Below are 20,489 nucleotides of genomic sequence, written 5' to 3' on the forward strand. Positions count from 1 at the left end.
GGTCAGGCCTCCGTTCCGGGAGTGTCCGCAGCCGGCGCCTCTACGGCGGCGGGGGCTTCGGCCTTGGGGGCCGCACCGCCGTCCGTCTGAGGCTTACGGCCACGGCCGCCGCGCTCGCCACCGCGGCGCTGCGGACGGTCGGTTCCACCGGCGCCGGGACCACGCGACGGGCGGTTGCCCGCACGGGCCGCGGCGTTGTCGGCGCGAACCTCTGCGATGTTCTTGACGTTGCCCTTGTAGATCCACACCTTCACACCGATGCGGCCGAAGGTGGTCTTGGCCTCGAAGAAGCCGTAGTCCACATTGGCGCGCAGGGTGTGCAGCGGCACACGGCCTTCGCGGTAGAACTCGGAGCGGGACATCTCGGCGCCGCCGAGACGGCCGCCACACTGGATCTTGATGCCCTTGGCGCCGGCCTTCATCGTGCCCTGCATGCTCTTACGCATGGCGCGACGGAAGGAGACACGCGAGGAGAGCTGCTCGGCGACGGCCTGGGCCACCAGCTGAGCGTCCATCTCGGGGTTCTTGACCTCGAGGATGTTCAGCTGCACCTGCTTGCCGGTCAGCTTCTCCAGGTCGCCGCGGATGCGGTCGGCCTCGGCACCACGACGGCCGATGACGATGCCGGGACGCGCGGTGTGGATGTCCACACGCACGCGGTCACGGGTGCGCTCGATCTCAACCTTCGAGATGCCGGCGCGCTCCATGCCCTGCGTCATCATCTTGCGGATGGCGACGTCTTCCTTGACGTAGTCCTTGTACAGCTTGTCGGCGTACCAACGAGACTTGAAGTCCGTGGTAATTCCGAGCCGGAACCCGTACGGGTTAACCTTCTGGCCCATTACCGGGTCCCTTCCTTGCTGCTGACGACCACGGTGATGTGGCTGGTCCGCTTGCGGATCCGGTAGGCACGGCCCTGGGCACGCGGACGGAACCGCTTCAGGGTCGGGCCTTCGTCGACATACGCCTCAGTGATGACGAGAGACTCGGCATCGGAGTGGTCGTAGTTGTGCGCGGCGTTGGCAATGGCGCTGTCGAGCACCTTGCCCACCGGCACGCTCGCGGCCTGCGGGGCGAAACGCAGGACCGCCTGAGCCTCCGTGGCATTCATGCCACGGATGAGGTCCACCACGCGGCGGGCCTTCATGGGCGTGACGCGGATGTACCGCGCCTGGGCCCTGGCTTCCATGGTTGTCCCTTCGGTGTCAGTCATAGTCTTCGCACTCCGCCGATCAGCGACGCTTCGTCTTGCGGTCGTCCTTGACGTGGCCGCGGAACGTGCGGGTCGGCGAGAATTCGCCGAGCTTGTGGCCGACCATGGACTCGGTGACGAACACCGGGACGTGGATCTTGCCGTTGTGCACCGCGATCGTGTGGCCCAGCATCGCCGGAATGATCATGGAGCGGCGGGACCAGGTCTTGATGACGTTGTGGGTGCCTGCCTCGTTCTGTACGTCCACCTTCTTGATGAGGTGGTCGTCGACGAAGGGCCCCTTCTTGAGACTGCGCGGCATCTAAACCTGCTCCTAGCGCTTCTTGTTCGTCTTGCGGCGGCGGACGATGTACTTGCTGCTTGCCTTCTTCGGCGAGCGAGTACGACCCTCCTTCTGACCCCACGGGGAGACCGGGTGGCGACCACCGGAGGTCTTACCCTCACCACCACCGTGCGGGTGGTCGACAGGGTTCATCGCGACACCGCGGACGGTCGGGCGGACGCCCTTCCAGCGCATACGGCCGGCCTTGCCCCAGTTGATGTTCGACTGCTCGGCGTTGCCGACCTCGCCAACAGTGGCGCGGCAGCGGACGTCGACCAGGCGGACCTCACCGGAGGGCATACGAAGGGTGGCCATGGAGCCCTCCTTCGCCAGCAGCTGGACCGAAGCACCCGCGGAACGGGAGATCTTCGCGCCGCCGCCGGGACGCAGCTCGATGGCGTGGATGGTCGTACCCACCGGGATGTTGCGCAGCGGGAGGTTGTTGCCCGGCTTGATGTCGGCCGTGGGGCCGTTCTCAACCCGGTCGCCCTGGCTCAGCTTGGCCGGGGCAATGATGTAGCGCTTCTCGCCGTCTGCGTAGTGCAGCAGCGCGATGCGTGCGGTGCGGTTCGGGTCGTACTCGATGTGAGCGACCTTCGCCGGAACGCCGTCCTTGTCATGACGACGGAAGTCGATGACTCGGTAAGCACGCTTGTGACCGCCACCCTGGTGGCGAACAGTGATGCGACCCGAGCTGTTACGTCCACCCTTGCTGTGCAAGGGGCGGACCAGCGACTTCTCCGGCGTGGACCGCGTGATCTCGACGAAGTCGGCGACGCTGGAGCCACGACGGCCCGGCGTCGTCGGCTTGTACTTGCGGATACCCATTTCTCAGTCCTCGTCCGATATCGGACGACACGGACTCCGTTAGGAGACCGGGCCGCCGAAGATGTCGATTCGGTCGCCCTCAGCGAGGGTCACGATGGCGCGCTTGGTGTCCTTGCGCTTGCCGAAACCGGTCTTGGTGCGCTTGCGCTTACCCTGCCGGTTGATCGTGTTGACCCCGGTGACCTTGACCGAGAAGACCGCCTCGACGGCCTGCTTGATCTGGGTCTTGTTGCTGCCCGGCGCGACGATGAACGTGTACTTGTTCTCGTCCAGGAGCGCGTAGCTCTTCTCGGAAACCACCGGCTTGACCAGGATGTCACGGGGGTCCGTGAAGGTCTTGCTGGTGACGACCGCGGCGGTCTTGGTCTCACTCATCAGGCGTCGTTCCCTTCGAGCTCATCCTCGGAGGCAACGGCCTTGGCGGACGCGGCGGGACCCGCCACGAAACGCTCGAAGGCGTCCTGCGTGAAGACCACGTCGTCGGAGACGAGCACGTCGTAGGTGTTCAGCTGACCCGCTTCCAGGATGTGGACCTGGGGCAGGTTGCGGGCGGACAGCCACGCGGCCTCGTCGGCGCGCTCGACGACCAGGAGCACGTGACGTCGCTCGCTGATCTTGCCCAGCAGTGCCTTGGCGGCCTTGGTGGAAGGCGTCGCGCCGTCGATCACGCCGGAGACGACGTGAATGCGGTCGTGACGCGCCCGGTCGGTCAGGGCGCCACGGAGGGCGGCCCGGATCATCTTCTTCGGCGTCCGCTGGGAGTAGTCACGCGGCTGCGGGCCGTGGACGACGCCACCGCCTGCGAACTGCGGAGCGCGGGTCGAACCCTGACGGGCGCGGCCGGTGCCCTTCTGGCGGTAGGGCTTGCGCCCACCACCGCGGACCTCGGCGCGGGTCTTGGTCTTGTGCGTGCCCTGGCGGGCGGCAGCGAGCTGCGCCACGACGACCTGGTGGATCAGCGGAATGCTGACCTTGGCGTCGAAGATCTCGGCGGGAAGCTCGAGGCTGCCGGTCTTGTCGCCCGCGGGCGACAGGATGTCAATGGTGCTCATATCCTCAAGCCCCCTTGGCCGCGGTACGGACCAGGATGAGGCCGCCGTTCGGACCAGGAACCGCTCCCTTGATGAGGAGCAGGCCCTTCTCCGCGTCAACGGCGTGGACGGTCAGATTCTGTGTGGTCACACGCTCTCCACCCATCCGGCCGGCCATCTTCATGCCCTTGAAGACACGACCCGGGGTGGCGCAGCCACCGATGGAGCCGGGGGAACGGTGCTTGCGCTGAACGCCGTGACCGGCGCCGAGACCCTTGAAGTTGTGACGCTTCATGACACCGGCGAAACCCTTGCCCTTGCTGGTGCCGGTCACGTCGACCTTGACACCGGACTCGAAGGTCGCAGCGGTGATCTCCTGGCCCAGCGTGTACTCGCCGGCGTCAGGGGTACGAAGCTCCACCAGGTGGCGGCGCGGGGTTACGTCGGCCTTGGCGAAGTGACCCTTGAGGGGCTTGTTCACCTTGCGCGGGTCGATCTCGCCGAAGGCGATCTGAACCGACTCGTAGCCGTCGACGTCGTTGGTGCGGACCTGGGTCACGACACACGGGCCGGCCTTGATGACGGTCACCGGCACAATGCGGTTGTTCTCGTCCCAGACCTGCGTCATGCCGAGCTTCTCGCCCAGGACGCCCTTAATGCTCTTAGCCATCTCGCGCGTCACCTCAGAGCTTGATCTCGATGTCGACGCCAGCCGGGAGGTCGAGACGCATCAGCGAGTCAACCGTCTTCGGCGTGGGGTCGAGAATGTCGATGAGCCGCTTGTGGGTGCGCATCTCGAAGTGCTCGCGCGCATCCTTGTACTTGTGCGGCGACTTGATGACGCAGTACACGTTCTTCTCAGTGGGCAGCGGCACCGGGCCTGCGACGTGCGCACCAGTACGCGTCACCGTCTCGACGATCTTCTTCGCCGAGGAGTCGATGACCTCGTGGTCGTACGCCTTGAGCCGGATGCGGATCTTCTGTCCCGCCATGGCTACTCCGTAGTCCTTTGTCTCGTAACGCTCTGGAACCCGGTCGGTAGTGACTCTTCGCCGACCCACGCGGTCGGGCGTGTCGCACCCCTTCTCATAAATTTCCGCAAGCGGAAATCCCTCGGAGAAGGAAGCGCGGCGCTCTCACCGCAGGATGTGGGGAAGACTCCCACCGGGTGCCTGGCCGGAACCGCACTAACGCTTCCCGGAAGATTCCCGTACGTCCGCCATGCCACCGAGGTGGATCATGACGACGAGTACTGTGGGACTCGCTTCCGGTCCTCCCGACGGGAGGCGCGCAGCATCGGCGCTCGACCGAGCAACTTGGCTAGTGTGCCATATGGGGCACACTCGACGCCAATCGAGCCGGTGACAGTACCACCTGGGACCAGCTGGGGCCGTCGGAGCAACCAAAGGCCTCACTCGTCCGTCCTCTTCTGCGGAGCTCCCTGACCTGGCGGGGACGTCGGTCGAGAGAGAGTGCGCGTTGAAGAGACTGCCCCGTCTGATCCTGCTCACGGCCGTCCTCGCGCTGTTCGCCGGCGCCTGCGGCACCCCCGGAAGCGGCGGGCCGGTGGCGCCGCCCGCCAGGACCCCCAAGGCCGCGCCTCCGCTCAACATGGACACGTGGTCGGTGGCGGACGAGAACGAGCGGCCCGGCAGCACCGCCTGGCGGCTGCGCGACCCCGGCCCCTCCGACGCGATCGAGGGCTACGCCGACCATGTCAGCGTCACCTCAGGAGAATCGTTTCGCCTCTTCGTCTCCACCACCGCCAGGAGCTTCCACGTCGAGGCGTTCCGGATGGGCTGGTACCAGGGGAAGCAGGGCCGCAAGGTCTGGTCGTCGGCTGCCCAGCACGGCGAGCGGCAGGCCGCCCCGAAGGTCGTCCCCGGCATATACCTGGTCACCGCGCCGTGGAAGCCGTCCCTGACGGTGAGCACCAGGAACTGGCCGCAGGGCAGCTACCTGCTCAAGCTGGTCTCCAGCGCGGGCCACGACCGCTGGGTGACGCTGACGGTCCGCTCCACCTCCACCGTCGGCCGCACGGTCTTCGTGAACGCGGTCACCACCTGGGCCGCCTACAACAAGTGGGGCGGCGGCACCAACGTCTACGGCGACTCGCGCGGCACCACGGGCCCCGGCTACACCAAGCGCTCGCGCAAGGCGAGCTTCGACCGGCCGTACGACGGCAAGGGCTCGCCCTTCAACTGGTACGAGCTGCCGATGCTCAGCGTCGCGGAGCGGATGGGCATCCCGCTCGCCTACGCGACCGACACCGACCTCGACAACTCGGCCGAGCTGTTCCGCGGCGCCCGCTCGGTGATCTTCTCCGGGCACGACGAGTACTGGTCGGCCGGCATGCGCGACAACACCCTCGCCATCCGCGACGCGGGCGTGAACATCGCCTTCTTCTCCTCAAACGCCGCCTATCGGCACATCCGGCTGGAGCCCAGCGAGCTGGGGAAGGACCGCGTGGTGGTGGTCTACAAGGACCCCGCCGAGGACCCGATGATCCTCAAGGACCCGAGCCAGGCCACCCAGCAGTGGCGGCTGCCGCCCGACCCGCGCCCGGAGAGCGTCCTGACCGGCGTGCTGTACGAGTGCAACCCGGTCTACGCGCCGTTCGTCGTCACCGACCCGGACGCGTGGATGTTCCGCGGCACCGGCGCCAAGGCCGGCAGCAAGTACATCGGGCTGGTCGGCGTGGAGTCGGACCGGCTGATGGCCGGCGTCCCGGTGCCGCGCCCGATCCAGGTCGTCGGGGACTCCCCGCTGACCTGCCGCGGCGCGAAGACGCGGGCCAACGCGGCCTACTACACGGTGCCTTCGGGCGCCGGGGTCTTCGCCACCGGCACCATGAGCTGGGCCTGCAGCGTCTACGGCAACACCGGCTGCCGGGAGCGGTCCGGCGGGCAGCGGGTGCCGGAGGCGTCCGGCGAGTTCGCCCGCCAGGTCTCCGAGAACATCCTGCGGGTCTTCACCGCGGGACCGGCCGGCCGCACCTACCCGGCCCAGGACAACTACGCCCGCTACGTCTCCCCGCCGAGCAGGATGTCCTTCGCCCACTAGGTCGTGTCACCCCGGGCGCCGGCCGTCAGCGGATCACGCTGGGGCCGTACGCGCCCGCCACCATCAGCTGCGGCCTGCCCGAGCCGTCCGCGGGCTGGCGCCACACGTCGAAGGCGCTGCTGCCGGTCGGCAGGGAGTAGGCGATGGTGCGGTTGTCCAGCCAGTCGCCCTGGTCGTCCACGCTGCGGGTCTCGGCGAGCGCCGTCTCCCGCATGGTGGCCAGGTCCAGCACGTACAGCCGCCAGGGCTTCGACGGGTCGTCGGAGATCTTCTTCTTGAAGACCAGCCGGGTGCCGTCCGGCGACAGCGACGGGCACTCCACGTTCTGCCGCAGCACCGTCATCGTGCGGGCCGCGAAGTCGCCGCGGACCAGGAACGTGCCGCCGTTGGAGGCGCTGCCCAGCGTCGCGTAGAAGGTGTTGTCGTCCTTGAGGAACGACACCCCCCAGAAGTTGCGGTCCGGCGGCGTGAAGCCCTTGCCGTCCCGCGTCACCGTGAACGCCTCCAGGCTCGGCACCAACGTGCCGGTGCGCGAGTCGTAGATCCCGGTGCGGGTGGAGAACCCGGCCGAGGTGTACGAGTCCCCGTAGACGAACGCCGTCCAGGCCGCCATCCGGCCGTCGGCGGAGAGCCGGGCGCGGCTGGGCAGGCCCGGCAGCTGGATGCGCTTGAGGAGCTTCATCCGGCTGTCGCGCAGCTCCGCGTAGTGGTGCACGACCAGGCCGTTCTCGCCGGCCAGGCAGAGCAGCCGGCCGGCCGCCGCGTAACTGCGCTCGCAGGCCTGCGTGTCGACCTTCCGGCCGCTCTGCGGGCTGCCCACCGCCACCTGCGCCAGCCGCCCGAAGCCGGGGCCCTTGGCGGTGTCGCGGAAGACCAGCCGGGCGGAGCCGCCCGGGGCGAGGTCGACCGCGCCGGCGACCGGGCGCACGCCCTCGCCGCCCGCGACGCGGGCCTTGTCGCGCTGCAGCGCGTACACCGTGTACCCGACGGCCACCGAGGCCAGCAGGGCCACGCACACCGCGAAGACTATGATCCGGTTCTTCATACGCCGGCCACCTCGGGACCGTGGGCGGCACCCGGCCGCAGCATCACCATGCAGAGCAGCACGGCGGCCGTCAGAGCGACGGTGAATCCTTGGATGGTGTGTTCGGGGCCCCAGCGCATCCAGGCGGCGCCGAACGCCACCGAGGAGACGGAACGGCCCAGGGTCTGGGTGGTCTGCAGCACCGACAGCCCGCTGGTGCGCAGCTCCTCGGGGATCAGCGGCCCGGCGTGCGCCATCAGGACGCCGTCGGTCGCCGCGTAGAACAGCCCGTGCAGGGCAAGGACGACGAGGATCAGGGCCGTGCCGCGCAGGTCGAGGACGCCGCCGACCAGCAGGTAGGCGCCGATCAGGCAGGCGTGCCCGGCCAGGAAGATCTTCCAGCGGCCGATCCGGTCGGCGAGACCGCCCAGCGGCACCGCCGCCAGCAGGTACACGCCGGTGGTGCCGAGCGGCAGCAGCGGGAACCAGGAGATCGCCAGGTCGGTGCGATCCTGCAGCGCCAGGTAGACGAAGGCGTCGGACACCGTCGCCAGGCCCAGCAGGCAGGCCCCCACGCACGCCCGCCGGAACGCCGCGTTGCCGAGCATCCCCAGGCCCGCGCGGAGCGAGACCGCGACCCTGGCCGTCTTCTTGCGGGTGAACGGGTCCCGCACGAAGAGCGCGAGGGCCACCACGCCGACCGCGCCGATGCAGAAGCTCACCACGAACACCGCGTCGTACGCGGTGCCCAGCTGGGTGCTCATCATCGACATCAGGGCGAAGGCGATGACCGGGCCGATGAAGGCGCCGACGGTGTCCATCGCCCGGTGCACGCCGAACGCCCGGCCCTGCGACTCCGGCGGGGTGGAGAGCGAGATCAGCGCGTCGCGCGGGGCGGTCCTGATCCCCTTGCCCGCGCGGTCGACGGCCATCATCACCCCGATGCCCGGCACCGACGCGCCCACCAGGGGGAATCCCAGCTTCGTCACCGCCGACATGAGGTAGCCGGAGCCCGCCACGGCCTTGCGCGCGGTGAACTTGTCGGCGAGGTAGCCGCCCACGATCCGCAGCAGGGCCGTCGACCCCGAGTACACGCCGTCCAGGAAGCCGAACTGCAGCATGCTCAGGCCGAGTCCGGTGACCAGGTAGACCGGGAGGACCGCGGTGACCATCTCCGAGGAGATGTCGGTGATCAGGCTCGTCATTCCCAGCGCGAACACGTTCGCCGACACCAGGCCGCGCCAGTTCCGGCGACGGCCGGCCGGCTGTTCGCCCTCGGACCGGGCCTTGTCACCGGCCCGGGTCTCCGACAGATACACGCATCGCTCCCTTAACGCCCTGGTTACCCGACGGACCACCCTAGGTCAGTCGCTGTGCAGGTTGACGCACGCAACCTCGGGGCCGACTTCTCGCTCCTACCTGTTGTGAGCGTCTCTACGAGGCGAAGGTTGTCCCGCAGGGAACTCCTTGTCGCCACAGCCATGTCCACGACGGCCGTCGCCGTCGGCTGCACCGGCACGCCGTCGGACACGAAACCGGTCGCGGAGCCCGATCCGAGCGCGGTCCAGGCGTACCGCCCCGGTACGAAGCCGCTGCTGCTGCAGGTCCTCGCCCACCCGGACGACGACCTGTACTTCATGAACCCCGACACGCTGCACGCGGTGCGCAGCGGTGTACCGGTGGTCTCGGTCTACGTGACGGCCGGCGAGTCCGTGGGCGTGAACCACGCGCCGCGCACCCCCAAGCCCAAGCCCGACCGGCAGGCGTACTCCTCCGCCCGCCACCAGGGGCTGCGCCAGGCGTACGCGACCATGCTGGGCCTCGACAAGTTCACCCCGTGGCGCCACTCCGCGCTGCGGCTGACCGGCGGGCTCACCGTCGAGCTGGACCAGCTGGCCAACGGCGAACGCCGGGCCGACCTGGTCTTCGTCAACCTGTCGATGGGCGAGGGGAACCGGAACCTCATGGGACTCCCCCACCTGTGGGCGGTCCCCGGCATCACCCTGGACACCGTGGTGGCCACCGGCTCGCCCGTCAGGAGGTCCAGCAAGGTCAGCCACCGGACCCTGGTGGACTCGCTGGCCGCGCTGCTGGCGCGCTACCGGCCCACGCTGGTGCAGACCCTGGACCCGGACCCCGACATCCAGGTGCACGACGCGGCCCATCACCAGAACAGCGACCAGGACGGCTACTCCGACCACCGCGACCACACGCCGGCCGCGCTCTTCGCCTGGAAGGCGCTCGCCCAGTGGGTCGCCGCCGACGCGAAGGCGGACGGCGACGTGCCGCGGTTCGTGACCACCGCGTACCGCGGCTACTACAACCAGCGCTGGCCCCGCAATCTCCCGCAGTCCGTGGTCCGCGAGAAGAACGCGTACCTGCTGCCGTACGGCGGGGACCCGGAGTGGGACTGCGGCAACGCCGCCGGCTGCGGGGACTACGGGGTCGGCCAGAACACCCCGCTGACCAACCCCAAGGGCTGGGTCCGCTCCACGCACTACCGCTACCCGGGCGCCCGGCCCGCGACGTTCGCCGGCCCGGACGGGCGGCTGGAGGCGTTCAGCGTGCTCGGCACCCGTGCCGTGCGCTGGCAGGAGAGCGCGCCCGGCAGCGGCCAGTGGAGCGATCCGCAGGACCTCGGCGGCGGGCCGCTGGCCCCCGCGCTGGCCGCCGTCAAGGACTCCACGGGCCGCCGGCTGCTGTTCGCCCTGCGGTTCGCCTCCCTGCAGGGCCAGGGCGGGCACAACGCGCGCGAGATCGTCCTGCGGGAGCAGAGCTCCCCCGACGGCCCGTTCCGCGCCTGGACGGGCCTCGGCAACCCGGAGCGCACCGAGGACCAGGGCCGCCGGATCGGCTGCCCGGTCGCGGTCCCCACCCCCGACGGACGGGTCCACCTCTTCGTGCGGAGCGCGGCCAAGGGCGTCTGGACCAGGGTCAGGGAGCCCGGCGGGACGTGGGGCGAGTGGCGGGACCTCGGCGGCGAGGAGGTGCAGGACGGCCTGGCGGTGGTCCTGGACGGCCGCGCGCGCGTCCACGTCCTCGCGGCCGGCCGCGACACCGTGCACCACTGGGCGCAGCCCGCCCCCGGGCAGCCGATGGCCTTCCAGGCCCTGGGCGGCATGCCGCAGCCCGGCGAACCGCCGTCCGCGGCGCTCGCCCCCGACGGCACCCTCACGGTGGCCTACCGGCGGCCGGTCACCGGAGAGCTGGTCCTGCGCACGGTCGACGGCACCGCGTCGCGCGACGGCGTGCTCACGCCCGCGCAGCTGAGCGGCTACGGCGGCTACGCCGACGTCGCGGTGGGGTACGCGCCGGGCCGCGGCGGGCCGCTGCTGCTCGGCAAGGAGCTGGACGGCACCGTCCGGCTCGTCGACGCGGCGCACCCGGACCGCCCGCTCGCCCGCCCGCCCTTCGCCCTCCCGGTCGGCACCCCCGCCCTGCTGCACGGCCCCGACGGCAAGGCCTACGTGCTCGGCCTGGACTTCGCCGCGACCCCCTGGGTCTGGCGCCCGGAGACCCGGTCGACGGCGTAGCGGCCGGAAGCGCCGGAAAAGGCCGAGGGCCCTGCCCCCACCGCGAACGGCGGGGGCAGGGCCCTCGGTGTGTTGCTTGCCAGGCCCGGTAGGGCCCTTGGCGTCAGATCACTTGGTGATCTTGACGACCTGGCCGGCGCCCACGGTACGGCCACCCTCGCGGATGGCGAACTTCAGGCCCTCTTCCATGGCGATCGGCTGGATCAGCGCGACCGTCATGGCGGTGTTGTCGCCCGGCATGACCATCTCGGTGCCCTCGGGGAGGGTCACAACGCCGGTCACGTCGGTCGTCCGGAAGTAGAACTGCGGACGGTAGTTGTTGAAGAAGGGGGTGTGACGGCCACCCTCGTCCTTCGACAGGATGTAGGCCTGGGCCTCGAACTCGGTGTGCGGCGTGACCGTGCCCGGCTTGATGATGACCTGGCCGCGCTCGACGTCCTCGCGCTTGATGCCACGGAGGAGCAGACCGACGTTCTCGCCCGCCTGGCCCTCGTCGAGCAGCTTGCGGAACATCTCGATGCCGGTGACCGTGGTGGTGGTCTTGGTCTCCTTGATGCCGATGATGTCGACAGTCTCGTTGACCTTGAGCACACCGCGCTCGATACGACCGGTGACGACGGTGCCACGACCGGTGATCGTGAAGACGTCCTCGATCGGCATCAGGAACGGCTTCTCGACGTCACGAGCCGGAGTCGGGATCGCGGTGTCCACGGCCTCCATGAGGCCGAGGAGCTTCTCGCCCCACTCCTTGTCGCCCTCGAGAGCCTTGAGCGCCGAGACGCGCACGACCGGAAGGTCGTCGCCCGGGAACTCGTACTCGGAGAGGAGCTCACGGACCTCGAGCTCGACGAGCTCCAGGATCTCCTCGTCGTCCACCATGTCGGCCTTGTTCAGGGCGACGACGATGTACGGAACGCCGACCTGGCGGGCCAGGAGCACGTGCTCCTTGGTCTGCGGCATCGGGCCGTCGGTCGCGGCGACAACGAGGATGGCGCCGTCCATCTGCGCCGCACCCGTGATCATGTTCTTGATGTAGTCCGCGTGACCCGGGCAGTCGACGTGCGCGTAGTGACGCGACTCCGTCTGGTACTCGACGTGCGCGATCGAGATCGTGATACCGCGCTGGCGCTCCTCAGGAGCCTTGTCGATCTGGTCGAAGGCCGAGGCCTCGTTCAGGTCCGGGTACGCGTCATGCAGCACCTTGGTAATCGCCGCGGTCAGCGTCGTCTTACCGTGGTCGATGTGACCGATGGTGCCGATGTTGACGTGCGGCTTAGTCCGCTCGAACTTCGCCTTCGCCACTGGGGTCCTCCTGGGAGTGGTTCTGTACGCCTTGCTTCATCGGCGCCAGGTGATCTTTGCTGGAATGCGGGCTGCCGGGGCATCCGCCACGCTTCTCAGGGCCGAAGCCCCTGCGGATTGTGTCGAATGCCCCGATGCCTGCTGTCAAGCCTACGGGTTGAGCAACACTGCGAATTGAGCGCTACTCGCCCTTGGCCTTCGCGATGATCTCCTCAGCGACGTTCCGCGGAACCTCGGCGTAGGAGTCGAACTGCATCGAGTAGCTTGCGCGACCCGAGGTCTTGCTGCGGAGGTCTCCGACGTAGCCGAACATCTCCGACAGGGGCACGAGACCCTTGACGACACGGGCGCCGCTGCGCTCCTCCATGGCCTGGATCTGGCCACGGCGGGAGTTCAGGTCGCCGATGACGTCGCCCATGTAGTCCTCGGGCGTGGTGACCTCAACGGCCATCATCGGCTCGAGCAGTACGGGGCTCGCCCTACGGGCACCCTCCTTGAACGCCTGCGAACCGGCGATCTTGAAGGCGAGCTCGGAGGAGTCAACCTCGTGGTAACCACCGTCGAGAAGGGTGATGCGAACACCCACCATCTCGTAACCGGCCAGGATGCCGAACTTCATGGCTTCCTGGGCGCCGGCGTCCACCGAGGGGATGTACTCACGGGGGATGCGGCCACCGGTGACCTTGTTCACGAACTCGTACGAGGCGTCGCCGCCCTCGATGGGCTCCATCGAGATCTGTACCTTCGCGAACTGGCCGGTACCACCAGTCTGCTTCTTGTGCGTGTAGTCGATCCGGTCGACAGTCTTGCGGATCGTCTCGCGGTATGCGACCTGGGGCTTGCCGACGTTCGCCTCGACGCGGAACTCGCGCTTCATGCGGTCGACCAGCACCTCGAGGTGAAGCTCGCCCATACCACCGATGATGGTCTGGCCGGTCTCCTCGTCGGAGTGGACCTGGAACGAGGGGTCCTCTTCAGCGAGACGCTGAATGGCGACGCCCAGACGCTCCTGGTCACCCTTGGACTTGGGCTCGATCGCGACCTGAATGACCGGGGCCGGGAAGTCCATGGACTCCAGGATGACCGGGTTCTTCTCGTCGCACAGCGTCTCACCGGTGGTGGTCTGCTTCAGGCCCATGACGGCGATGATGTCGCCGGCGCCCACCGCCGCGATCTCCTCACGCTTGTTCGCGTGCATACGGTAGATCTTGCCGATGCGCTCCTTCTTGCCCTTCACCGAGTTCAGCACCGAGGTGCCGGTCTCGAGGCGGCCCGAGTAGACCCGGACGAAGGTGAGCTTGCCGAGGTGCGGGTCGCTCATGATCTTGAACGCAAGACCGGAGAACGGCTCGTCCTCGGACGGGCGGCGCTTCACGACCACCGACGGGTCCTTGACGTCGTGGCCTTCGATGGCCTCGATGTCCAGGGGCGACGGCAGGTAGCGGACCACGGCGTCGAGCAGGGGCTGAACGCCCTTGTTCTTGAACGCGGAACCACAGAACACGGGCGTGAAGGTGGGCTTGCCCTGGTGCTCGGAGTCGGTCGAGGCGATGGTGGCGCGACGGATCGCGGCCATCAGTGCCTCTTCCGAAGGCTCTTCGCCCTCGAGGAACAGCTCCATCATCTCGTCGTCGTGCTCCGCGATGGTCTCGAGGAGCTTGCCGCGCCATTCCTGGGCGGCTTCGACGTGAGTGGCCGGGATGTCGACGGTGTCGTACATCTCGCCCTTGGTGGCCTCGGCGGACCACACGAGGGCCTTCATGGCGACGAGGTCGACGACACCCTTGAAGTCCATCTCGGTACCGATGGGCAGCTGCATGACCAGCGGAACCGCACCGAGGCGGTCCACGATCATGTCGACGCAGCGGTGGAACTCGGCACCGGTCCGGTCGAGCTTGTTGACGAAGCAGATGCGCGGCACGCCGTAGCGGTCCGCCTGACGCCAAACGGTCTCGGACTGCGGCTCAACACCGGCAACACCGTCGAACACCGTGACGGCACCGTCGAGGACGCGGAGCGAACGCTCCACCTCGACCGTGAAGTCGACGTGCCCCGGGGTGTCGATGATGTTGATCGTGTGATCGACATCGTTCAGCGGCCAGTGGCAGGTCGTCGCGGCCGACGTGATCGTGATGCCGCGCTCCTGCTCCTGCTCCATCCAGTCCATGGTGGCTGCGCCATCGTGGACTTCACCGATCTTGTACGAGACGCCGGTGTAGAACAGGATCCGCTCGGTGGTCGTCGTCTTGCCCGCGTCGATGTGGGCCATGATCCCAATGTTGCGGACCTTGGCCAGGTCAAGCGAAGTGGTGGCCATTAGGCTCAGTCTTCTCTCGGTTTCGATGTGGGTAGTGACTACCAGCGGTAGTGCGCGAAGGCCTTGTTCGACTCGGCCATCTTGTGCGTGTCCTCGCGACGCTTGACAGAGGCGCCGAGACCGTTGCTGGCGTCCAGCAGCTCGTTCATCAGGCGCTCGGTCATGGTCTTCTCGCGGCGGGCGCGGGAGTAACCCACGAGCCAGCGCAGCGCGAGCGTGGAGGCACGGGCGGGGCGAACCTCGACCGGCACCTGGTAGGTCGCACCGCCGACGCGGCGGGACTTGACCTCCAGAGTCGGCTTGATGTTCTCAAGAGCGCGCTTCAGGGTGATGACCGGGTCGGTACCGGTCTTCTCCTTGAGGCCCTCGAGGGCGCCGTAAACGATCCGCTCGGCGGTGGAACGCTTGCCGTGCAGGAGGATCTTGTTGACCAGCGAGGTCACCAGAGGAGATCCGTAGACCGGGTCGATGATGACCGGGCGCTTCGGGGCAGGACCCTTACGAGGCATGCTTACTTCTCCTTCTTGGCGCCGTAGCGGCTGCGGGCCTGCTTGCGGTTCTTGACGCCCTGGGTGTCCAGGGAGCCGCGGATGATCTTGTAGCGAACACCCGGCAGGTCCTTCACACGACCGCCACGCACGAGCACGATGGAGTGCTCCTGGAGGTTGTGGCCCTCGCCCGGAATGTAGGCGGTGACCTCAATCCCACTGGTCAGACGCACACGGGCCACCTTGCGAAGCGCCGAGTTCGGCTTCTTCGGGGTGGTCGTGTACACACGCGTGCAAACACCGCGACGCTGAGGGGAACCCTTCAGCGCGGGTGTCATATTCTTCTTGACCTTGTCCTGCCGGCCGTTCCGGACCAGCTGCTGGATCGTAGGCACCGTTTCTCCGGTTTCTGTGTGCCGATCTCGATAAAACTAACCTGGGGCACCGACCCACGCGGTCGGGTGTGTCGCGGACCCCGCACGTCCCCGTGGAGCAGAGAACGTGCGATGTCGGGTGCCGCGGCCACGGTGTCCCTGTGCGATATCGGTAACCTCCCAGTCGAGACTGGGGGCACGCGCAAGGACCCGGGCACACCCCAGGCACAAGGTCAGATCGTACCTATCGCATCGGCTCCGGTCAAAACAAATGCATCAGCGCGGGACACGCCGCCCGCTCAGGACCCGCTATCCGCCGGATCCGGCCACCGCGGCGAACATCACGAAGAACATGATCAGCCCGAAGAAGCCGGACACGATCCAGCCCAGCACCAGGCCGGCGACCGCGAAGCCGTCGCCCGCCTCACCCGTCCTGCGGATCTCCCTGCGGGCCTTGTGGCCGAGGATGACCGCCGGGATCGCCGTCACCAGCGTGAAGGTGCCGGCGATCCCGCAGACGAACGACGCGACGGCGGAGGTGTTGGTGCGCGGCGGGGGCGGCAGGAACGTCCGCGGCACGTACCCCATCGGCTGCGACGGCTGCATGGACATCATCGGCGAGGGACCCTGCGGGAGGTCGCGCACCAGCATCTGCAACTCGCCGTAGGTGCGCGCCTGGTAGGCGGTGGACATCCGCTGCTCGTACTCCGGCTGCTGCAGACGGCCCTCGGCGAAGGCGGCCTTCAGCACGTCGACCGTACGCTCCCGGTCGGCGTCCGCCGCCAGCATGCCCGGCACCTGGCCGGACTGCGGCAGCCGCCCGTTGCCCCACGGATCGAGCGACACGCGCGACACCTCCCCGCCTCCGAATGGTCTCTCCATACTGACGGACGCACGGCGACCGTGCGAAGTTCCGCGAAAAGCCGCAAGGCGGCCATCCCGGGAAGGGACGGCCGCCTTGCGGATCGGACTCTGCGGGACGGGACTCAGCCGTTGTAGGGCCCGTAGTCGTAGTCCTCCAGGGGAACGGCCTGGCCGGAGCCGGTGCCGAAGGGCGAGTAGTCGATGTCGTCGTAACCGACGGCCGAGTACATCGCTGCCTTCGCCTCTTCGGTGGGCTCGACCCGGATGTTGCGGTAACGGGCGAGGCCCGTACCGGCCGGGATGAGCTTACCGATGATGACGTTCTCCTTGAGGCCGAGCAGCGAGTCCGACTTGGCGTGGATCGCCGCGTCGGTCAGCACTCGGGTCGTCTCCTGGAAGGAGGCGGCCGACAGCCAGGACTCGGTCGCCAGCGAGGCCTTGGTGATACCCATCAGCTGCGGACGGCCGGAGGCGGGGTGACCGCCCTCGGAGACCACACGACGGTTCTCGGTCTCGAAGCGGCCGCGCTCCACGAGCTCGCCCGGAAGCAGCTCGGCGTCGCCCGACTCGATGATCGTCACGCGGCGGAGCATCTGCCGGATGATGATCTCGATGTGCTTGTCGTGGATCGACACGCCCTGGTTGTTGTAGACCTTCTGCACTTCGGCCACCAGGTGGATCTGAACCTGGCGCTGGCCGAGGATGCGCAGCACGTCGTGCGGGTTGGTGGCACCCACGGTCAGCTTCTGGCCGACCTCGACGTGGTCGCCCTCGCCCACCAGCAGACGGGACCGCTTGGAGATCGGGTAGGCGATCTCCTCGCTGCCGTCGTCCGGGGTGACGACGAGCTTCTTCGTCTTCTCGGTCTCCTCGATGCGGACCCGACCGACAGCCTCGGAGATCGGGGCGACACCCTTGGGGACACGGGCCTCGAAGAGCTCGACGACACGCGGCAGACCCTGCGTGATGTCGTCACCCGCCACACCACCGGTGTGGAAGGTACGCATCGTCAGCTGGGTACCGGGCTCACCGATCGACTGGGCCGCGATGATACCGACGGCCTCGCCGATGTCCACCAGCTTGCCGGTGGCCAGCGAGCGTCCGTAGCAGAAGGCACAGGTGCCGACCGTGGACTCGCAGGTGAGGATCGAGCGGGTCTTGACCTGCTCGACACCGTGCTGGATCAGCTGGTCGATGAGCACGTCGCCGAGGTCCACGTTGGCCGGCGCGATCACCTTGCCGTCGATGACGACGTCCTCGGCGAGCATGCGGGCGTAGACGCTGGTCTCGACGTCGTCCGTCTTGCGAAGGACGCCGTCCTCACCGCGCGCACCGATCTGCAGCTTGAGGCCGCGCTCGGTACCGCAGTCCTCCTCGCGGATGATGACGTCCTGCGAGACGTCCACCAGACGACGGGTGAGGTAACCCGAGTCGGCGGTACGCAGGGCGGTGTCCGCGAGGCCCTTACGGGCACCGTGGGTGGAGATGAAGTACTCCAGCACGGACAGGCCCTCACGGAACGAGGCCTTGATGGGACGCGGGATGGTCTCGTTCTTCGCGTTCGACACCAGACCACGCATACCGGCGATCTGACGCATCTGCATCATGTTTCCTCGGGCACCCGAGTCGACCATCATGAAGATGGGGTTCGTCTTGGGGAAGTTCGCGTTCATCGCCTCGGCAACCTCGTTGGTCGCCTTGGTCCAGATCGCGATGAGCTCCTGCGTGCGCTCGTCCTTGGTGATCAGGCCGCGCTCGTACTGCTTCTGGACCTTCTCGTCCTGGTCCTCGTACCCCTTGACGATGGCCTTCTTGGCCTCGGGGACGACGATGTCCGTGACGGCGACGGTGACGCCGGAACGGGTGGCCCAGTGGAAGCCGGCCGCCTTCAGGTTGTCGAGCGTCGCCGCCACGATGACCTTCGGGTACCGCTCGGCGAGGTCGTTGACGATCTCGGAGAGCTGCTTCTTGCCGACCGCGTAGTCGACGAACGGGTAGTCCTCGGGCAGCAGCTCGTTGAAGAGCGCGCGGCCCAGGGAGGTCCGCAGCCGGAACGTGTCGCCGACCTGGTAGCCCTGCTCGCCCTCTTCCTCGGCGGGCGGGGTCCAGCCGCGCGGCGGGACGGTGCCGACCGGGAAGCGGATGTCGACCTTCGACTGCAGCGAGAGCTCGCGGTTGTCGAACGCCATGATCGCTTCGGCGGTGGAGCCGAACGCCCGGCCCTCGCCGATGAGCACGCGCTCTTCCGGCTCGGTGGTCAGGAAGAACAGGCCCAGCACCATGTCCTGGGTCGGCATGGTGACGGGACGACCGTCGGCCGGCTTCAGGATGTTGTTCGAGGACAGCATCAGGATGCGGGCCTCGGCCTGCGCCTCTGCCGACAGCGGCAGGTGCACGGCCATCTGGTCACCGTCGAAGTCCGCGTTGAACGCGGTGCAGACGAGCGGGTGGATCTGGATGGCCTTGCCCTCGACCAGCTGGGGCTCGAAGGCCTGGATGCCGAGGCGGTGCAGGGTGGGCGCACGGTTCAGCAGCACCGGGTGCTCCGCGATGACCTCTTCGAGGACGTCGTAGACCACGGTGCGGCCGCGCTCGACCATGCGCTTGGCCGACTTGATGTTCTGCGCGTGGTTCAGGTCCACCAGGCGCTTCATCACGAACGGCTTGAAGAGCTCCAGCGCCATGGCCTTCGGCAGACCGCACTGGTGCAGCTTGAGCTGCGGGCCGACGACGATGACCGAACGGGCCGAGTAGTCGACTCGCTTGCCGAGGAGGTTCTGACGGAAACGACCCTGCTTGCCCTTGAGCATGTCGCTCAGGGACTTCAGCGGGCGGTTGCCGGGACCGGTGACCGGGCGACCGCGGCGGCCGTTGTCGAACAGCGCGTCGACGGCCTCCTGCAGCATCCGCTTCTCGTTGTTCACGATGATCTCGGGGGCACCGAGGTCAAGGAGACGCTTGAGGCGGTTGTTGCGGTTGATCACGCGGCGGTACAGGTCGTTCAGGTCGGAGGTCGCGAAGCGGCCACCGTCCAGCTGCACCATCGGACGCAGGTCCGGCGGGATGACCGGGACGCAGTCCAGCACCATGCCGTTGGGCTTGTTGGTGGTCTGCAGGAACGCCGAGACGACCTTGAGGCGCTTGAGCGCACGGGTCTTCTTCTGGCCCTTGCCGGTACGGATGATCTCGCGCAGACGCTCGGCCTCTTCTTCGAGGTCGAAGGTCTCCAGGCGCTTCTGCAGCGCCGCGGCACCCATCGAGCCCGAGAAGTACGTGCCGAAGCGCTCGCGCAGCTCGCGGTAGAGCAGCTCGTCGCCCTCGAGGTCCTGGACCTTGAGGTTCTTGAAGCGGGCCCACACCTCGTCGAGGCGGTCGATCTCGCGCTGGGCGCGGTCACGGAGCTGCTTCATCTCACGCTCGGCACCTTCGCGCACCTTGCGGCGCACGTCGGCCTTGGCGCCCTCGGCCTCCAGCTCGCCGAGGTCCGCTTCGAGCTTCTTCTGCCGGTTCTCGACATCGGAGTCCCGACGGTTCTCGACCTGCTGGCGCTCGACGGAGACCTGCGCCTCGAGGGAGGGCAGATCACGCGTCCGGCGCTCGTCGTCGACCCACGTGATCATGTAGGCGGCGAAGTAGATGACCTTCTCGAGGTCCTTCGGGGCGAGGTCGAGCAGGTAGCCCAGCCGCGACGGAACGCCCTTGAAGTACCAGATGTGGGTCACGGGAGCGGCCAGCTCGATGTGGCCCATCCGCTCACGACGCACCTTGGCGCGAGTTACCTCGACGCCGCAGCGCTCGCAGATGATGCCCTTGAAGCGGACACGCTTGTACTTACCGCAGTAGCACTCCCAGTCCCGGGTCGGGCCGAAGATCTTCTCGCAGAAGAGCCCGTCCTTTTCCGGCTTGAGGGTGCGGTAGTTGATGGTCTCCGGCTTCTTCACTTCGCCGTGCGACCAGGTACGAATGTCGTCCGCGGTGGCAAGGCCGATCCGCAGCTCGTCGAAGAAGTTGACGTCGAGCACTTGTCGTCAATCCCGCCTTCGGGTTTTACCCGACTAGTGACACTGCCGGGGTCGAGTGTCAAACATGGTCTGAACAGTCCGTGGGGTCACTCCGGGGCCGTGTTACGG

At 67.9% G+C, this 20,489-nt stretch carries 18 protein-coding genes; 2 read left to right on the forward strand and 16 right to left on the reverse strand.

Annotation, left to right across the window (positions count from 1 at the left end):
* Window positions 1-2: 2 nt before the first annotated feature.
* From rpsC to rpsJ, 8 genes are read right to left on the reverse strand one after another with little or no spacing between them, the layout of a single operon-like run.
* Entirely contained in the window at window positions 3-842 is an 840-nt protein-coding gene (rpsC, locus tag ABZ721_RS12940) for a 30S ribosomal protein S3 (protein WP_358788680.1), read from the reverse strand.
* The gene (gene rplV / locus ABZ721_RS12945) at window positions 842-1,189 is read right to left on the reverse strand and encodes a 50S ribosomal protein L22 (protein ID WP_138352992.1); all 348 of its coding nucleotides are present in this window, start codon (window positions 1,187-1,189) and stop codon (window positions 842-844) included. Before rplV ends, rpsC begins: the two co-directional genes overlap by 1 nt.
* 43 nt (window positions 1,190-1,232) lie before the next feature.
* Window positions 1,233-1,514 carry a 30S ribosomal protein S19 gene (rpsS, locus tag ABZ721_RS12950; RefSeq protein ID WP_138352900.1) on the reverse strand — a complete coding sequence of 94 codons (282 nt, stop codon included), beginning with the start codon at window positions 1,512-1,514 and terminating at the stop codon, window positions 1,233-1,235.
* A 12-nt stretch (window positions 1,515-1,526) separates the two neighbouring features.
* Entirely contained in the window at window positions 1,527-2,363 is an 837-nt protein-coding gene (gene rplB / locus ABZ721_RS12955; protein WP_138352899.1) for a 50S ribosomal protein L2, read from the reverse strand.
* A 39-nt stretch (window positions 2,364-2,402) separates the two neighbouring features.
* Window positions 2,403-2,738 carry a 50S ribosomal protein L23 gene (gene rplW, locus ABZ721_RS12960; protein ID WP_138352898.1) on the reverse strand — a complete coding sequence of 112 codons (336 nt, stop codon included), beginning with the start codon at window positions 2,736-2,738 and terminating at the stop codon, window positions 2,403-2,405.
* On the reverse strand, window positions 2,738-3,415 hold the full coding sequence (gene rplD, locus ABZ721_RS12965) for a 50S ribosomal protein L4 (RefSeq protein ID WP_277439632.1): 678 nt from the start codon (window positions 3,413-3,415) through the stop codon (window positions 2,738-2,740). Before rplD ends, rplW begins: the two co-directional genes overlap by 1 nt.
* 4 nt (window positions 3,416-3,419) lie before the next feature.
* A complete protein-coding gene (gene rplC, locus ABZ721_RS12970) occupies window positions 3,420-4,064 on the reverse strand; it encodes a 50S ribosomal protein L3 (RefSeq protein WP_138352896.1) in 645 nt (214 codons plus the stop codon).
* A gap of 13 nt (window positions 4,065-4,077) precedes the next feature.
* A complete protein-coding gene (rpsJ, locus tag ABZ721_RS12975) occupies window positions 4,078-4,386 on the reverse strand; it encodes a 30S ribosomal protein S10 (RefSeq protein ID WP_138352895.1) in 309 nt (102 codons plus the stop codon).
* 487 nt (window positions 4,387-4,873) lie between these two features.
* On the opposite strand from rpsJ, the gene ABZ721_RS12980 reads away from it, so the two are divergent.
* Window positions 4,874-6,457, forward strand: a complete 1,584-nt coding sequence (locus ABZ721_RS12980; protein WP_358788681.1) for a N,N-dimethylformamidase beta subunit family domain-containing protein — start codon at window positions 4,874-4,876, stop codon at window positions 6,455-6,457.
* A gap of 25 nt (window positions 6,458-6,482) precedes the next feature.
* Here the strand turns inward: ABZ721_RS12980 and ABZ721_RS12985 are convergent, their stop codons facing one another.
* A complete protein-coding gene (locus ABZ721_RS12985; protein WP_358788682.1) occupies window positions 6,483-7,502 on the reverse strand; it encodes a hypothetical protein in 1,020 nt (339 codons plus the stop codon).
* The gene (locus ABZ721_RS12990) at window positions 7,499-8,800 is read right to left on the reverse strand and encodes an MFS transporter (RefSeq protein ID WP_358788683.1); all 1,302 of its coding nucleotides are present in this window, start codon (window positions 8,798-8,800) and stop codon (window positions 7,499-7,501) included. The genes ABZ721_RS12985 and ABZ721_RS12990 overlap by 4 nt, the downstream gene beginning before the upstream one ends.
* A gap of 162 nt (window positions 8,801-8,962) precedes the next feature.
* Between ABZ721_RS12990 and ABZ721_RS12995 the strand changes: the two genes are divergently transcribed.
* On the forward strand, window positions 8,963-11,014 hold the full coding sequence (locus ABZ721_RS12995; RefSeq protein WP_358788684.1) for a PIG-L family deacetylase: 2,052 nt from the start codon (window positions 8,963-8,965) through the stop codon (window positions 11,012-11,014).
* Between the two features lie 108 nt (window positions 11,015-11,122).
* On the opposite strand, the gene tuf is transcribed toward ABZ721_RS12995, so the two are convergent.
* The 6 genes from tuf to ABZ721_RS13025 all read right to left on the reverse strand — a co-directional run bounded on the left by tuf (window position 11,123) and on the right by ABZ721_RS13025 (window position 20,381).
* Window positions 11,123-12,316 carry an elongation factor Tu gene (gene tuf / locus ABZ721_RS13000; protein WP_277439626.1) on the reverse strand — a complete coding sequence of 398 codons (1,194 nt, stop codon included), beginning with the start codon at window positions 12,314-12,316 and terminating at the stop codon, window positions 11,123-11,125.
* A 181-nt stretch (window positions 12,317-12,497) separates the two neighbouring features.
* On the reverse strand, window positions 12,498-14,633 hold the full coding sequence (gene fusA, locus ABZ721_RS13005; protein ID WP_358788685.1) for an elongation factor G: 2,136 nt from the start codon (window positions 14,631-14,633) through the stop codon (window positions 12,498-12,500).
* A 38-nt stretch (window positions 14,634-14,671) separates the two neighbouring features.
* On the reverse strand, window positions 14,672-15,142 hold the full coding sequence (gene rpsG, locus ABZ721_RS13010) for a 30S ribosomal protein S7 (protein ID WP_138352889.1): 471 nt from the start codon (window positions 15,140-15,142) through the stop codon (window positions 14,672-14,674).
* 2 nt (window positions 15,143-15,144) lie between these two features.
* Window positions 15,145-15,516 carry a 30S ribosomal protein S12 gene (gene rpsL / locus ABZ721_RS13015; protein ID WP_138352888.1) on the reverse strand — a complete coding sequence of 124 codons (372 nt, stop codon included), beginning with the start codon at window positions 15,514-15,516 and terminating at the stop codon, window positions 15,145-15,147.
* A gap of 288 nt (window positions 15,517-15,804) precedes the next feature.
* The gene (locus ABZ721_RS13020) at window positions 15,805-16,284 is read right to left on the reverse strand and encodes a DUF1707 and DUF4190 domain-containing protein (protein ID WP_358788794.1); all 480 of its coding nucleotides are present in this window, start codon (window positions 16,282-16,284) and stop codon (window positions 15,805-15,807) included.
* A 197-nt stretch (window positions 16,285-16,481) separates the two neighbouring features.
* On the reverse strand, window positions 16,482-20,381 hold the full coding sequence (locus ABZ721_RS13025) for a DNA-directed RNA polymerase subunit beta' (RefSeq protein WP_277439624.1): 3,900 nt from the start codon (window positions 20,379-20,381) through the stop codon (window positions 16,482-16,484).
* Window positions 20,382-20,489: the final 108 nt, after the last annotated feature.

Source organism: Streptomyces sp. NPDC006733, assembly GCF_040636125.1.
Taxonomy (GTDB): domain Bacteria; phylum Actinomycetota; class Actinomycetes; order Streptomycetales; family Streptomycetaceae; genus Actinacidiphila.

Bases quoted from the DNA above. Each gene is read 5' to 3' on its own strand.
- ABZ721_RS12995 (WP_358788684.1), top strand. From the start codon at position 8,963: ATGTCCACGACGGCCGTCGCCGTCGGCTGCACCGGCACGCCGTCGGAC.
- rplD (WP_277439632.1), bottom strand. From the start codon at position 3,415: ATGAGCACCATTGACATCCTGTCGCCCGCGGGCGACAAGACCGGCAGC.
- rpsS (WP_138352900.1), bottom strand. From the start codon at position 1,514: ATGCCGCGCAGTCTCAAGAAGGGGCCCTTCGTCGACGACCACCTCATC.
- rpsG (WP_138352889.1), bottom strand. From the start codon at position 15,142: ATGCCTCGTAAGGGTCCTGCCCCGAAGCGCCCGGTCATCATCGACCCG.
- rplC (WP_138352896.1), bottom strand. From the start codon at position 4,064: ATGGCTAAGAGCATTAAGGGCGTCCTGGGCGAGAAGCTCGGCATGACG.
- rplV (WP_138352992.1), bottom strand. From the start codon at position 1,189: ATGGAAGCCAGGGCCCAGGCGCGGTACATCCGCGTCACGCCCATGAAG.
- ABZ721_RS13020 (WP_358788794.1), bottom strand. From the start codon at position 16,284: ATGCTGGCGGCGGACGCCGACCGGGAGCGTACGGTCGACGTGCTGAAG.
- rpsC (WP_358788680.1), bottom strand. From the start codon at position 842: ATGGGCCAGAAGGTTAACCCGTACGGGTTCCGGCTCGGAATTACCACG.
- rplW (WP_138352898.1), bottom strand. From the start codon at position 2,738: ATGAGTGAGACCAAGACCGCCGCGGTCGTCACCAGCAAGACCTTCACG.
- fusA (WP_358788685.1), bottom strand. From the start codon at position 14,633: ATGGCCACCACTTCGCTTGACCTGGCCAAGGTCCGCAACATTGGGATC.
- ABZ721_RS12985 (WP_358788682.1), bottom strand. From the start codon at position 7,502: ATGAAGAACCGGATCATAGTCTTCGCGGTGTGCGTGGCCCTGCTGGCC.
- rplB (WP_138352899.1), bottom strand. From the start codon at position 2,363: ATGGGTATCCGCAAGTACAAGCCGACGACGCCGGGCCGTCGTGGCTCC.
- rpsJ (WP_138352895.1), bottom strand. From the start codon at position 4,386: ATGGCGGGACAGAAGATCCGCATCCGGCTCAAGGCGTACGACCACGAG.